The organism is Campylobacter sp. 7477a, from assembly GCF_014892335.1.
Lineage (GTDB): Bacteria > Campylobacterota > Campylobacteria > Campylobacterales > Campylobacteraceae > Campylobacter_A > Campylobacter_A californiensis.
In genome coordinates, this window is sequence record NZ_JADBJH010000003.1 from 127,196 (window position 1) to 141,012 (window position 13,817).

Consider the following 13,817-nt stretch of genomic DNA (forward strand, 5'->3'; position numbering starts at 1 on the left):
ATGAAATTTATAACGCTCTTGCGATTTTTACCGCTTCGACCATATTTTTTAGGCTTGGCTCGACCTCTTCCCACTTGCGAGTTTTTAGTCCGCAGTCAGGGTTTATCCAAAGTTGCTCTTTTGGAAGCACCTCTAGTAGCGCTTTTATCTGCTCTACCTGCTCCTCTACGCTTGGGATTCTTGGGCTGTGTATGTCGTAAATGCCAGGTCCTACCTCTTGTTTGTAGCCAACAGCTTTGAAAATTTTAAGCAGTTCGTTGCCACTTCTTGCTGTTTCTATCGAAATAACGTCCGCATCCATCGCTTCGATAGTTTTTATGATGTCGTTAAACTCAGAGTAGCACATATGCGTATGGATCTGCGTTTCAGGACGTGCTGAGCTAACTGAAAGCTTAAAGCAGTCCACTGAGAATTTCTCATACGCACCGATATTTTTAGCACGTAGTGGATAGCCCTCTTTAAACGCCGCCTCATCAACTTGTATGATTTTTATACCCGCATCTTGAAGGTCAGCTATCTCATCATTTATACAAAGTGCAAGCTGTTTTGCGATTTGGGCTCTTGGTTTATCATCACGCACAAAAGACCAGTTTAGGATAGTAACAGGGCCAGTTAGCATACCTTTCATTATCTTGCTTGTCTTGCTTTGCGCGTAGCTTATCCACTCCACAGTCATCGGATTTGGACGGCTCACGTCACCAAATAGAAGTGGTGGCTTAACACAACGGCTACCGTAGCTTTGCACCCAGCCATTTTGGCTAAACGCATAGCCCTTTATCTGCTCGCCAAAGTACTCGACCATATCGTTTCTCTCAGGCTCACCGTGAACTAGCACGTCAAGACCGCAATCCTCTTGGAATTTCACGCACTCATCTATATATTTTTTGATACCGTCGTTGTAAGTTGCCTCATTTATCTCGCCCTTTTTGAAATTTTGGCGAAGCACACGAAGCTCAACAGTTTGTGGGAAAGAGCCTATCGTAGTGGTTGGCAGGATACCGTAGTTTAAGGCTTTATGCTGCACTTTTATACGCTCTTCAAAGCTCATCTCACGCTCAAATTTTGTTAGTTTTGACACGCGCTCTTGCACCGCTTTATCGTGGATTAGGCTTGAGTTTGCACGTGAGTTTGCACTAGCTTTGTTCTCAGCATAAATTTTCGCGCCCACTTCGCATAACTCTTTGCCGTTTGCAAGTGCTGTGATGATTGAGATTTCGCTTAGTTTTTCAACCGCGAAGCTTAGCCAGCTCTTTATCTCTGGGTTTAGTTTTTCCTCATATTTTAGAGTAAATGGCACGTGTAGAAGCGAGCAAGATGAGCCTACGTAGAAGTCCTTGCCACCTAGTTTTGCCTCGATCTCTTTTACAAATTTTACTCTCTCATCGATGTTGGTTTTCCATATGTTTCTACCATTTACCACACCGGCAAATAGCTTAACGTTGCTATTTTTGATGATTTCAAGAGCTTCAATATTTCTTTCGCCATAAACAAAGTCAAGACCAAGACCGTAAATTTTAGTTTTTACTACTTCATTTACCGCTTTTAGCGCGTGCTCAAAATATGTCATAAATACGATTTTAACGTTATTTGCCACACTTGTTAGCTTCTCATACACAGGCACGATTTTAGGAGCTAATTTTTCATCTTTATCGGTTACAAATATCGGCTCATCAAACTGAACGATAACCTCATCATCAAGCTTTGAAATTTGCTCTAGAAGCTCGCTGTACTTTGCTACCACAGTGTCTAGGTGGCAAAACGCGCAACTATCATCAGTCGTCTTTGAAAGCGCTAGAAAGGTGATAGGCCCGATTAGGTTTATCTTAGTTTTTACGCCGTTTTCTTTAGCCTCTTTATATTCAGCGATGATTTTGTCAGCATTTAGTGCGAATTTGCTATCTTTGTTTAGCTCAGGCACGATGTAGTGGTAGTTTGTGTTAAACCACTTTGTCATCTCCATAGCCACAGCAGTGTCAGCACCTCTAGCCATCGCAAAGTATAGCTCCTGACCGCTAAATTTCGCAAAACGAGTTGGAATAACACCAAGTGCGAAAATCGTATCAAGCATAAGATCATAAAATGAGAAGTCGTTGCTAGAGATTAGCTCTATGCCAGCATCTTTTTGATACGCCCAGTGTCTAGCGCGAAGCGTCTTTGCTGTGGTTTGAAGGCGATCGTTATCAAAGCCCTCTTTTTTACTCCAAAAGCCCTCTAATGCACGCTTTAACTCTCTTTGTTCACCGATTCTTGGAAACCCTGTTACATAACTTTTTATCATAATAATTCCTTTAAAATTTATATTTTTATTATTTTATTTAAAATTTTATAATCGTGTTATCTTGAGATGAGTTTAAATGTTTTTGCAGTTTTCAAGGCTGCAGATAAGGCATGTAGCCTATCAAGGAAGAAAAAACAAAAATCATTTAAAATCGCTCAAGAGAATATGATTAGAAAGGTGGGTGACAACCGGATTTTCGTAAACTAAAATGAAATTTATAATACTCCTGCCCGATAAGATAGGCAACGAGTTTGATGAGATTTGCAACCATGCAAAATACAAACATTAATATCAAGTTTTTAACGTTTTTTATAAAGCCTTTTTTGCATGGGATATCTCATTATAATCCTTGTATAATGTAAATTTTGCGTTGATTATAAAATTTTTTGATAAATTTGTAAAGATTTTGTAGCACTAAGCAGTTATTTTGTGCTCATGTGAGTAAATTTAAAACACATTGGCGCAAAACCTTATCAAAAACGTATTATTTTTTAAAAATAAAATAAACAGCTAAAATAAGAAAAATAAAACCTATAATGTGGTTTAGTCGCAAAGTTTCGCCCTTAAAAACTAGCAATGTAAATACGCAAAAGACGCTTAATGAGATCACCTCTTGAATGACCTTTAACTGCCATAAATTAAAAGCACCTCCGTTGCCGCTAAAGCCTATGCGATTTGCCGGAACTTGCAAGCAATACTCAAAAAAAGCTATCCCCCAGCTAATGATAATGATCCAAAACAAAGCCAAATTTTGCGTGCCAAATTTAAGATGGCCATACCAAGCAAGCGTCATAAATACATTTGAACCGATCAATAAAGTGATAGTATAAGTTGCATTTAGCATCAAAGTCCTTGTGTCAGGAGATATAAGAATTTAAAAATTTAAAACACACACACGATAAATTTCGGCGTGTAAGTTTTCCTAAATTTATCGTGTCTTTTATTTGCTAAGAGTTTAGACTACTCTGCAAAAACCCTTTTAAAAATTCTATCGACATTTTTTGTGTAGTAATTGTAATCAAAGCAGTCCTTGATCTCGGCTTCGCTTAAATTTGCTCTTAGTTCTGCGTCGGCTAGTAAATTTTGCAGATATAAGCTCTCGCCGTTTTCGTTTATCGCCTTTTTTCCTTCTTGCAAGTCGGCCCAGACCTTCATAGCGTTTCTTTGAACTATCTTATATGCGTCCTCACGCGAAATTCCGCGTTTTGGAAGCTCCAAAAGCACACGCTGAGAGAAAACAAGACCTCCTGTTAGGTTTAAATTTTTCATCATATTTTCAGGATAAACAACTAAATTTTGGATAAGTCCCGTTAAGCGTGACAGCATAAAGTCTGCCGTTATAAACGCGTCAGGCAGAACAAATCTCTCAACCGAACTATGGCTGATATCGCGCTCATGCCAAAGTGCGACATTTTCCATTGCAGGTAGGGCATATGCACGTAACATCCTGCAAAGTCCTGTGACATTTTCGCTTAGCACAGGGTTTCTCTTGTGCGGCATTGCACTTGATCCTTTTTGTCCAGGGCTAAAATACTCCTCGCACTCATAAACTTCGGTGCGTTGATAGTGGCGAACGGCAACAGCGATCTTCTCACAGCTTGAAGCAAGTATGGCGATCGCATTTAAAACTTGTGCATATCTGTCACGCTGGATGACTTGGTTGGAAGCAGGCGCTACACCAAGACCAAGCTGAGCACAAGTAAACTCTTCTAGTTCAAGTGGCGCATGAGCAAAATTTCCCATAGCTCCGCTTATCATGCCAACACTTATGACTTTTTTGGCGTGCTGCAAAAGCTCTAATGCACGTTTTATCTCATCATGCCAGATAGCTACGACTAAGCCAAAAGTTATAGGCTCACCATGGATACCGTGACTTCTGCCGACCATTAATGTGTTTTTGTGTTCTAAAGCGCGAGTTTTTAAAGCGCCTAAAAGCTCATTAACATCAGCCTCTATAAGCTCTAAACTATCGCGTATCTGCAACGCAACAGCCGTATCTATACAGTCAGAGCTGGTCATACCAAAATGCACAAAACGGCTCTCTTCTCCAAGGCTCTCACTTACACTCGTAAGAAATGCTATAACATCGTGCTTTGTCGTGCGCTCGATCTCATCTATCCTAGCGACATCAAATTTAGCATTTTTGCAGATCTTTTCGCAGTCTGTATCGCTTATAAAGCCTAGTTTGTTCCACGCTTTAACAGCAGCTAGCTCAACCTTTAGCCAAGCGTCGTATTTTGCTTGTATACTCCACTTATCGCTCATGACTTTTCTTGAATATCGCTCTACCATTTTGTCCTCTTTTTGTGTATAATTTTTGGAGAAATATTATATAAAATTTGGGCTAAAATAGCGGTTAAATAATTTTAGCTAGATGATATGGGATAAATTTTGGCTTACATAAACAAATTTATAAAAAATGTAAACGGCGAAAAAGCATATGAAATTTTACTCTCGTTGGGATACAAAATGGGAGAGGCTCAACGCCTGATAGATAGGGCAAGGTTGGCTTGTGACGGGGAAGTTGTGCGAGAGAAAAATGCCGTTTTATTTGGCAATGTAAGTTTGATAGAGTATGAGTGCAACCCACGCGGGCTCATGCCGATATTTGAAACGCAAGAATTTGCGGTATTTGACAAACCAAGTGGTGTGCTTAGTCATCCAAACGGCAGACACTGCAAATACTCACTAAATGATGAAATTTGGCATCTTTTTGGCAAAAAAGCCGCGGTTGCACATAGGCTTGACCGCGAAACGAGCGGGCTTATAGTTGTCGCTAAAAATCTAAAAACACAGGTAGAACTTAAAAGGCTATTTGAAGAAAGAGCAGTAAAAAAGTCCTATCTTGCAATGGTTGTGGGGCAAACAGCTAAAAATTTTACGGTCGATAAAGCTATGGATCTAGCTGATAACTACGATGATGTCAAGACTCGCATGAAAATTTGCGATGACGGCAAAAGTGCGATAACTAAATTTGAGTTAGTAAAATACTTTAAAGATATTAGTGCAAGCTTACTTAGATGTTATCCTTTAACAGGTCGCCAGCACCAGATAAGATTGCATTTGTTTCACGAGAAACATAAAATTTTAGGTGAGTCTCTTTATGGGCTAAGTCGCGATGAAGTGATAAAGATACTGGATAACGAGATGAGTGAGGCGGAGCGTTTTGCCTTAACTGGAGCTAATCGACTTTTACTTCATGCTGATGAAATTTCATTTGAATTTAACAGCAAAATTTATAATTTGAAGAGTACATTTAACACGTGTGAAGAGTTTTATAGATTAGCTAAAATTTAAATCACACACAAAATTCTTTACTGTGCTTGACGAGTTATTTTTAGATTGTTTTGTCAACTTTTTGCTCGGCTTTTTCCATTAGTTTTATAACTCTTATGCTATTTTCCCTATCGGCCTTTAAAAGCTCTTTGAAAAAATGCTCTTTAAATTTATCTTCATATGTGTAAGTTTGTGTATTTTTACTTTCGCCTTTTATGGGCTTAAATTTTTTATCGTCTTCTTTTTGCTCTCCCACTTGATCGCTTATAAAAGCAAAGGTATCTCTGCCTCCAAAACCCTCTAATGTATCACCTAGTCCATTTAAAGCACCTAGTTCAAGTAAATCATTTTCATCTCGCTTAGCAAAATCTATTTGTGCGATAGCTCCTGCGCGACCATTTTCAAAAAGGAATAAACCCGTGCTCCTTAGTTTTGCCATTTCAGTATTTATATCATTTTTAAAGCTGAAATTTCCTTGCGCGCTTCCTAAGAATATCGCACCCACACCAACCTCTCCAAGAGCCAACAACCTTTTACCGTCATCATTGTTTTGCCAAATTCGAAGCTTGTTAAAAATTTCATCATTTTCATCTATCCAGCCATTGCCGTCATCATCAAATTTAGCCAGATCGACAAAACCATCTCCGCTTCGTGTGCCAAAAAGCTCCGATCCGTCATCGATAGCACCGTTTTCGTTTAGGTCAAGAGCTAAAAAACCGGAATTTGCTCCAAGACGCGATATCTGATCTACCTCTCCATCTGCATCTATATCAAAAGCTATCCTATCGTTTTTTATACTCGGCATACCTCCATCAAGAGCGATGACAAGCGGATCGTAAAATTTTGATACAACATCAAAAAGAGTTATGCTTCGCAAAAAGCTTCTTTGTAACATTAGATCAAGATCGACTTCCAACTGTTTGCCGTCAGCCATTACAACAGCTTTTGTTTTTATCTTTAGCTCTTCTGTTTCGCTACTTTCATAAATGGTCGTATCTAGCATATTTGTTGTGGAAAGCTCTTTCGTTTCATCCCTTGCGTCCCGCAACACCTTTATTATATTTGAGCTTATTTTAGCTAACATATACTCTTGGTTAGCATTTGTGTTAGTAGAAATTTTATTTGATATTTCTGGTTTTTTGGTATTAATGTTAGTTTCATTTGTGAAATTATCTTGTGTTGTGTTAGTAGTTTTTAAAGAGACGCCCAGCTCGTTTTTTGAGCTGAGATAGTTAGAATACATATCCACAATATAGCTATCTATTCTCATTTTACACCTCAATCAAATTTATAATAATATCGGCAAAAATGATATAAATTTTAGCGCTCTTCCTTGATAACTTTTAGCATAAAAACAAGCCCCACTAGCACCACTGCTACTATAAATACTAGCTGAGCTATATCAAGCAAGCTCATTTTTACCTCTTGGGTTGTTAGTGTTAGTTGATTTGCTGGTAGTAGTTTGGGCTTTAAATTTAGCAGAGTTATCACTAGCGTTAGTTGATTTTTCGTTAGCTTTTACATCTTCTTTGCTTCTCTCTTTTAGTTGACCGCAAGCAGCAGAGATGTCAAGCCCTTTGCTTTGTCTTATAGTGCAAGTTACACCGTGTGCTGCCATGTAGTCTTGAAATTTGATCATAGTTTCGCGCTCAGGACGTCCATACTGACTTCCCTCGTGAGGGTTAAAATATATGAGGTTTACTTTAGCTTTTATACCGTGAAGCAGTTTTACAAGGGTTTTAGCATCATTTATACTATCGTTTAGATCTTTTATGACAAGATACTCAAAAAGCACCCGCTTTCTCATATCTATAGGAAATTCTCTTACCGCCTGCATAACAGCTTCTATGTTATATGCTTTGTTTATCGGCATGAGCTTCGTGCGCAGCTCGTCTGTAGTCGCGTGAAGCGAGATGGCCAGAAGCACGCCTAAATTTAAATCACCCAGCTTTTTTATCTGGCTTGCAAGACCGCTAGTTGATATCGTTTGGCGACGTGGAGCGATAGCTAAACCGTCGTTTTCTTTTAGGATATGCACGGCTTTTGCAACGTTAGTTAGATTATCTAGCGGCTCACCCATACCCATGTAAACTACGTTTATACGACGCTCGTAAGGTATGTTATTTGCCTTTTTTATCCATAAAATTTGACCTACTATCTCACCAGCGCTTAGGTTTCTTGTCAGTCCACTCTTTGCCGTAAGACAGAAGCTACAGCCCATGCGACAACCAACTTGAGAACTAACACAGATCGTATATCTAGCATGACGCTTTATGCCGCCGTCTTCGTGCGTTAGCTCCTCTTTCATAGGAAGCAAGACACTCTCTATGCGCGACCCGTCAGCTGCTTCAAAGAGATATTTAACGCTTTTGTCCGAGCTTGTTTCAGATCTTACACACTTCAGTGGCTCAACAACAAATTCGCTTTTTAGCTTTTCTCTCATTTCTTGTGGCAAATTTGTCATTTCATCAAACGAATTTGCACCCTTTTTATATATCCATTCATAAATTTGCTTAGCTCGAAATTTGGGAGAGACAACTTCTTCTAGCTCTTTTAGCGTATAGTCAAGTATATTTTTCAAATCAAACCTTTGTGTTCTAAATATTCGCAAAGCATATCTTTGGCAAGCGAGTGGTTATGCATAAAGTCCTTATGCGCATTTGCGTTACAAAAATTTGTCGCGATAAAAATGCCTTTTGCTGGGATGTTAAATTTCTTTGCGACTGCCATAATAGAGTAAAATTCCATATTTTCAGCATATGCGCCAAGCTTAAAAAGCTTTTTGGCACTTAAAGTATCTTTGGTGATAAAATTTGAAGAATTTATAAATGTTTCGCGTGAAACATCATTAAAAACCTCTTGTGGAACAGGCACATAAGACTTATCGTCAAGTAGTGAAATTTCAATATTTGCAGCATTTTGACTTTCGAAAATTTCAAACAGTTCACCATTTTTATAAAGTCCTGCCGAGCCTATGAAGATGATCTCGTTTGGCAAGAAATTCTTTTGCTTCTTTACATTTGGCTCTAAAAATTTGGCTAAAATTTCACACTTGCTATACTCCACAGCAAGCAAATCATGAAGAATTTCATCTGAAACCTTTAAACTTTTTAATTCGTCAAATAGCGTAAGTTGAGCCAAAATTTCACTTAGTCTTACTGCGCTATCTACAAGCCCTATCCCAACAGGGACGGCAAAGTCAAAGCTCTCGCTTTCTCCAGCACAGACAAACAAGCACCCCTCTTTCAAAGTCTAACCTCTACTCCATTTTGCGACAAATAACGCTTTAGCTCTAAAATTTCTATCTGTCTAAAGTGAAATATCGAGGCAGCCAATGCGGCATCAGCGCCGTTTAAAAATGCCTCTTTTATATGCTCCATTGTTCCTGCTCCGCCACTTGCGATGATAGGGATTTGTAGCTCGCTACTCATCTTGCTGGTAGGATATATGTCATAACCATCTTTTGTGCCATCTTTGTCCATCGACGTTAGCAGTATCTCCCCTGCTCCACGCCTTTCTACTTCTCTAGCCCACTCAAACGCATCTTTACACGTGTCTATACGACCGCCGTTTATAAAGACGTTGTAAGAGTTTCCGACATTTTTGATATCAATAGCAACAACAACACATTGCGAGCCAAATTTCTTAGCAGCTTCGTTGATCAAATTTGGCTCATGCACTGCAGCCGAATTCAAGCTAACCTTATCGCATCCGACATTTAAAAGACGTGATATGTCATCAACCGTGCGTATCCCGCCCCCTACGGTAAGTGGTATAAAAAGCTCTTTAGCGATCTTTGCCACCACATCAACCATGGTGTTTCGTCCTTGATGTGTGGCAGATATATCCAAAAAACAAAGCTCGTCGGCACCCTCGTCATTATAACGTTTAGCAACCTCAAGAGGATCGCCTGCGTCAACAAGTCCTACGAAATTTACACCCTTTACCACGCGCCCGTCTTTAACGTCAAGACAAGGAATAATACGTTTTGCAAAATGTTGCATGAGACACCTTATTTAAGTTTTAGTGATTTTATCCAAATTTCGCTTAATAAGCTTTTACCGTTTTAACTGCGCTTCTCCCAGCTTTTCAAGGTTAAATTTATCAAAAACAAAAGCCTTATAACTATCGCCGTCATCAAGCCTTATCTGTATAAATTTAGGATCAAAGCCGACTCTAAGCCTCATTTTGCCAAGCTCAAAACCATCAACACTTGTGTCTAAAGTAACATAATTTTTATCAAAAAAGTATATCTTGCCATCTTTAAAAGCAAGACCTAAAAAGTCGGTATTATCATTTTCTACGATGTGTAAATACTCGTAGTTTTTTAAGCTAGAAACAGCTTTAAAACTTAGCTTATTATTATACATTTTGATATTATAAAAATCACCTTTCGCATCTTTAAAGAATAAACCCTCGTCAAATATCTTTAAATTTGTAAAACGCCCAAAAACACCTTGAACGGGAAATTTCACATCAAGTTCTTTTGCTTTTTGATTAAAAACATGCGTAAGCTCTTCATCTTTTTCGCCGTCGTGATGATAAAGCGTTAAAGCATTTTTACCAAAGTAAAGCATATCTTCAGCTGAGGGTATGTTTGAAATTTTAGGATTTGGGTTAAAGAGTGGATACAGAGGGATCTTTGGCGGATTTGCCTCATTTTGACTTAATGTCATAGACATCCTGGAGGCTCTTATTTCATTTTCGCTATATGTTTTTCCATCTATAGTTACAGGTAGTTTTCCCTGCTGTTTTAAGTCCATAAAGTAGTTAAATGCTAGCTCATTTTTATAATCTAGTTCGTTTTGAAACACCTTACCGCTTGTAAAAAACATACAAGAGCGGTGCGATGAAGTAACGGCTTATAAAGCTAGTTTAAATTGATTTTTCGGGAGCTCTGCGGAGCTTCCTATAAAGTTAAATTTTAAGAAAGGAGGAGCGATGAACGAGCGAATAAGAGTTTATGTGGCGTCGCCTTACGCGGCCATTAGATGCAGCGACGAGATAAGGCGTCATTTAGCGATAAAAATCGCGCTTGACGAGTGCGCAAAGATAATGAACGCCGGCTTTACGGCGGTTAGTCCCGTGCTTAGGCTTGACGGCAAATTTGATGAAAAAACGCAAAGACGTCAAGCGTTAGAAGCCGGCTTAGAGATGTTAAAGCAGTGCGATTATTACTATGAAAGCACCCATCCAGACACCGCAAATTCTAAAGGAGTTAAAAGCGAGCGAGAATTTGCTATGGCAAATGACATCCCAAAAATAGAATTTGACAAAAAAGGAGAGGCGCAAGTTTGCCTATGGCTTTAAAATTTAAGGTGGTAAAGGCTAGGAAAAATTTAGCCGTTTGCCTAAGATACGGGTATGTGTTAAAAGCAAGACACATCAAGAAATTTAATGTAGAAAGGGAGGTAAAATGGCGAGCTTAGATAAAAAACTAGTGAGCAAGGTGCAAAGCAGGACAAGCACTGCTGCTTGTCCGAGCCGAAGCGAAAAGGCGGAGTATGTCGCCGAGCGACACGTAGCCGCTAAAAAGCCTAAAAAAGGCAAAAAATCTAATAAAGGAGATAAAAAATGATAGTAAAAATAGGTAGAAACGAACAAGAATTTAACAATATGCTTTTAGAGCGTGCGGTAAATGAGTTTTGCAATGTAAAAGCACAAATAGAGGAGTTAAACGAAAGACTTAGCGACCTTAAAGACGAAATAGCCATAATAGCTAAAGATATGCTTGAGGGCAACGAAAATACAACCATAAGCTTTTTGACGACGACAAAAGGGGTAAAAATAAGTTTTGGTTGGAAAATAGAAGTAAAGGATGGTGAGAAACTAAAAGCACTGCTTGGTGACGATTTTGACCTACTCGTAACAACAGATACCGTCTATAAGCCAGAAAAGAAATTAAAAGAGCTTGCGTTAAACGATGACGGGCTTAAAGAGTGTTTGGAGATAAAAGAGAAAGCGCCGTCAGTGAGCGTGATATAATCTTTAACGAAAGCCGTATTTTACGGCTTTTAATTAAGGATTAAAAAGGCATAAAATGACAACTAAACAAAAAATTCATATAGATAATTTAGCCACTAATAAAAAAGCTTTGTACCAAGCAAGGCTTAATGACATAATAAATTATGACTTAAGCTTCTACCGATTCAAAAACGGAAAGCTAAATATCTCAAAGATGGCACGCTGCATAGGGGTAAGTCGCACTTGTTTAACTAAATATCTATGGTTTAGAGGTATATAATGACAAAAGCTCAAGAGATTTATAGAAAGCAGCTACTAGCCCGCATACATACTCATCCGCAATATAAAATCATTAAAGATAACGACGCTTGGAGCGAGTGGCTAAGCTTGCGCTTTGGCGTGGATAGCTCAAAGGAGCTAAGCATAAAAGAGCTAAACGCCATCCTTGACATACTAAACGGCAAAGTGTGCGATGAGTTAAATTTTAAGCCCGATCATGCCGGGCGAAACATACTAAATCCGGCTAAAATAACCGCCAAACAGATAGAAAAAATCAAAGTCTTAGCCGGCAAGCTAGGCTGGGATGAGATAAAGCTTATGAGATTTGTAAATAGACAATGCAATACTTTACTAATTTATATCTCATATCTAAGCAAGCTTAGCAAAAAACAAGCCACAAGCGTGATAACGGGATTAAATGCCGTCCTAAAAGATAAAACGAGAAAAACATAGAGTGTGAAAAATTTTAAAAAAGTGGTAGAATTGGCGAAAAAACAGGAGTAAAGATGTTTTGTCCTTACTGCGGATATGAGAAAACAAAAGTTACTACTACGATAAAAAATTTACACAATAAACGTTATAGAGTATGCGAAAAATGCCTTAAAAGCTTCCCGACTATCGAAGCTGTTTATAACGATCCGTATTGGGAGCAATATATGAGCGATACTAAGCATCTGCTGCCAAACAGAGGGGAGCGAGGGCTGTTCGATGAATAAAGATGTCTTACTAAAAGAGCTACTAAAGTCAAAAGCCAATAATACCAAAAGCGTAGATGAGATTATAGATGAATTTATAGCGCAAAATGCAAAATTAGCCGGCAAGGAACTTGAGGCGCAACTTGCAAATTTGCTAATATTTATCAATGAAAACCATAGCATGGATATAAAAGAGCTAAAAGAGTTTGTGGAGTCTAAGATAAAGGGTATGGGCTTAAGCGTAAATCCGCACAATTTAGAGGAGACCTACAAAAAGCTGGCGCTTAGCAGCGGGCTTGGCGTAAGCGTAGTATTTGATAAGCTTGATATAAGAGCGATAGAAGCGATGAGAAATAATTTCTACTGGGTAAATCAAGAGTATAACGCTAAATTTCAAGACAGGCTAAAAGACACCATAGAGCGCGTATTTAGCGGAGAAATTCCAAGGGCGCAAATGGCACAGGCGCTAAAAGATGAGTTTAAAGATGAGCTAAAATATTAAATTCATCCCTAAGCTCTTTTTGCCATTTTAGTAGCGTTGGGCGCGATACGCCCGTTTGCTTTGAAACAAGCACGGAGTTTATGCCGCTGTTTATTAAATTTATACACTCTTTTTTAAATTCTTTAGAATAAGCCACTTTAAGCCTTTATATATATCTTTGTATTACCTTTAACCTTTTAAACGTTTTTAAAGGGGGTTTAAACGTTTTTAAACGCTATTTTTATATGTTCTTTTGCCAGCCAAGTATACTTCTTGCTTCAGTAACAGAGATAATGCCTCTTTCAACAAGCTGTGTTACTATCTCGCCATCATCTTTAAAATTTGTTACGTCGATAGCTTTTAGCACCACTTTTATACCGATACTTTCAAAAAAGCCTTCAATAAGCTCAATTTTTGGTTTAATCTCTATCTCGTTAAATTGCTGCAGCTGCCCTATAAGCTCACCGCCACCGCCTAGTTGGGCTGATTGCATAATACCGAGCAAACGAGGCGGCACGCCGTGAGCGGCTGCTATCTCATCACGGCTAACTTCTTTTAATGCCTTAAAGCTTATATCCTCTACTCCGCCAAGCTTTTCAAACCTTATCTTTGCCTCTTTATCGCCCACTGAATTTGTATAAGCCAAAAGGGTTTTATGGGCGTTATTTGAGCCTTTAAAATGGTCTGAAAAGAAATTTCTATAAGTGTTTATTTGCTCTTCGCTTGGCTCGTTATTTTTATGCACGATAGCAAGATCGGGTCTTGCTCCGTTTTTAAAGAACGAGAAGTTGTAGCTATCGGCTTCTTGATTGATTAAAATTTGAAGTAGCGTAGCTTGTAAATT

At 38.6% G+C, this 13,817-nt stretch carries 16 protein-coding genes and 1 pseudogene; 7 read left to right on the plus strand and 10 right to left on the minus strand.

Annotated elements, in window-relative coordinates:
* Positions 1 to 7 precede the first annotated feature (7 nt).
* From metE to purB, 3 genes and pseudogenes are all read right to left on the minus strand, one after another.
* Positions 8 to 2,278 carry a 5-methyltetrahydropteroyltriglutamate--homocysteine S-methyltransferase gene (metE, locus tag CCAL5182_RS02195; protein WP_336610144.1) on the minus strand — a complete coding sequence of 757 codons (2,271 nt, stop codon included), beginning with the start codon at positions 2,276 to 2,278 and terminating at the stop codon, positions 8 to 10.
* Between the two features lie 484 nt (positions 2,279 to 2,762).
* Positions 2,763 to 3,122 carry a DMT family protein gene (locus CCAL5182_RS02200; protein ID WP_169972361.1) on the minus strand — a complete coding sequence of 120 codons (360 nt, stop codon included), beginning with the start codon at positions 3,120 to 3,122 and terminating at the stop codon, positions 2,763 to 2,765.
* Positions 3,123 to 3,238: 116 nt separating this feature from the next.
* Positions 3,239 to 4,582, minus strand: a pseudogene (gene purB / locus CCAL5182_RS02205) (adenylosuccinate lyase); the annotation flags it as partial.
* Positions 4,583 to 4,669: 87 nt separating this feature from the next.
* Here purB and CCAL5182_RS02210 point away from each other — a divergent pair.
* Positions 4,670 to 5,575, plus strand: a complete 906-nt coding sequence (locus tag CCAL5182_RS02210; protein ID WP_336610145.1) for a pseudouridine synthase family protein — start codon at positions 4,670 to 4,672, stop codon at positions 5,573 to 5,575.
* 40 nt (positions 5,576 to 5,615) lie between these two features.
* Here CCAL5182_RS02210 and CCAL5182_RS02215 read toward each other — a convergent pair whose 3' ends face one another.
* The 5 genes from CCAL5182_RS02215 to CCAL5182_RS02235 all read right to left on the minus strand — a co-directional run bounded on the left by CCAL5182_RS02215 (position 5,616) and on the right by CCAL5182_RS02235 (position 10,389).
* Positions 5,616 to 6,824, minus strand: coding sequence for a hypothetical protein (locus CCAL5182_RS02215; protein WP_169972359.1), 1,209 nt, complete (start codon positions 6,822 to 6,824; stop codon positions 5,616 to 5,618).
* Between the two features lie 132 nt (positions 6,825 to 6,956).
* Positions 6,957 to 8,135 (minus strand): 23S rRNA (adenine(2503)-C(2))-methyltransferase RlmN, encoded by a 1,179-nt coding sequence (rlmN, locus tag CCAL5182_RS02220; RefSeq protein WP_169972358.1) that lies wholly within the window; start codon positions 8,133 to 8,135, stop codon positions 6,957 to 6,959.
* The gene (locus tag CCAL5182_RS02225; protein ID WP_228026638.1) at positions 8,132 to 8,803 is read right to left on the minus strand and encodes a purine-nucleoside phosphorylase; all 672 of its coding nucleotides are present in this window, start codon (positions 8,801 to 8,803) and stop codon (positions 8,132 to 8,134) included. Before CCAL5182_RS02225 ends, rlmN begins: the two co-directional genes overlap by 4 nt.
* On the minus strand, positions 8,800 to 9,558 hold the full coding sequence (gene hisF, locus CCAL5182_RS02230) for an imidazole glycerol phosphate synthase subunit HisF (RefSeq protein ID WP_169938060.1): 759 nt from the start codon (positions 9,556 to 9,558) through the stop codon (positions 8,800 to 8,802). Before hisF ends, CCAL5182_RS02225 begins: the two co-directional genes overlap by 4 nt.
* A 54-nt stretch (positions 9,559 to 9,612) precedes the next feature.
* Positions 9,613 to 10,389 carry a DUF4857 domain-containing protein gene (locus CCAL5182_RS02235; protein ID WP_336610146.1) on the minus strand — a complete coding sequence of 259 codons (777 nt, stop codon included), beginning with the start codon at positions 10,387 to 10,389 and terminating at the stop codon, positions 9,613 to 9,615.
* A 106-nt stretch (positions 10,390 to 10,495) separates the two neighbouring features.
* Here CCAL5182_RS02235 and CCAL5182_RS02240 point away from each other — a divergent pair, with 106 nt between their 5' ends.
* From CCAL5182_RS02240 to CCAL5182_RS02265, 6 genes are all read left to right on the plus strand, one after another.
* On the plus strand, positions 10,496 to 10,864 hold the full coding sequence (locus tag CCAL5182_RS02240; protein ID WP_336610147.1) for a DUF7768 domain-containing protein: 369 nt from the start codon (positions 10,496 to 10,498) through the stop codon (positions 10,862 to 10,864).
* Positions 10,865 to 10,970: 106 nt separating this feature from the next.
* Complete coding sequence (locus CCAL5182_RS02245; protein ID WP_336610148.1) at positions 10,971 to 11,132, plus strand: hypothetical protein; 162 nt, start codon at positions 10,971 to 10,973, stop codon at positions 11,130 to 11,132.
* The gene (locus CCAL5182_RS02250) at positions 11,129 to 11,539 is read left to right on the plus strand and encodes a hypothetical protein (RefSeq protein ID WP_336610149.1); all 411 of its coding nucleotides are present in this window, start codon (positions 11,129 to 11,131) and stop codon (positions 11,537 to 11,539) included. The genes CCAL5182_RS02245 and CCAL5182_RS02250 overlap by 4 nt, the downstream gene beginning before the upstream one ends.
* Positions 11,540 to 11,797: 258 nt before the next feature.
* Complete coding sequence (locus tag CCAL5182_RS02255) at positions 11,798 to 12,250, plus strand: phage protein GemA/Gp16 family protein (protein WP_336610150.1); 453 nt, start codon at positions 11,798 to 11,800, stop codon at positions 12,248 to 12,250.
* Between the two features lie 53 nt (positions 12,251 to 12,303).
* The gene (locus tag CCAL5182_RS02260; RefSeq protein WP_336610151.1) at positions 12,304 to 12,513 is read left to right on the plus strand and encodes an NrdR family transcriptional regulator; all 210 of its coding nucleotides are present in this window, start codon (positions 12,304 to 12,306) and stop codon (positions 12,511 to 12,513) included.
* Complete coding sequence (locus CCAL5182_RS02265; RefSeq protein ID WP_336610152.1) at positions 12,506 to 12,994, plus strand: hypothetical protein; 489 nt, start codon at positions 12,506 to 12,508, stop codon at positions 12,992 to 12,994. The genes CCAL5182_RS02260 and CCAL5182_RS02265 overlap by 8 nt, the downstream gene beginning before the upstream one ends.
* Here the strand turns inward: CCAL5182_RS02265 and CCAL5182_RS02270 are convergent.
* Together CCAL5182_RS02270 and CCAL5182_RS02275 are read right to left on the minus strand one after the other, a co-directional pair.
* On the minus strand, positions 12,972 to 13,130 hold the full coding sequence (locus CCAL5182_RS02270) for a transposase (RefSeq protein ID WP_336610153.1): 159 nt from the start codon (positions 13,128 to 13,130) through the stop codon (positions 12,972 to 12,974). The genes CCAL5182_RS02265 and CCAL5182_RS02270 overlap by 23 nt on opposite strands.
* 84 nt (positions 13,131 to 13,214) lie before the next feature.
* On the minus strand, positions 13,215 to 13,817 hold a 603-nt coding region (locus CCAL5182_RS02275; RefSeq protein ID WP_336610154.1), incomplete at its 5' end, for a phage portal protein.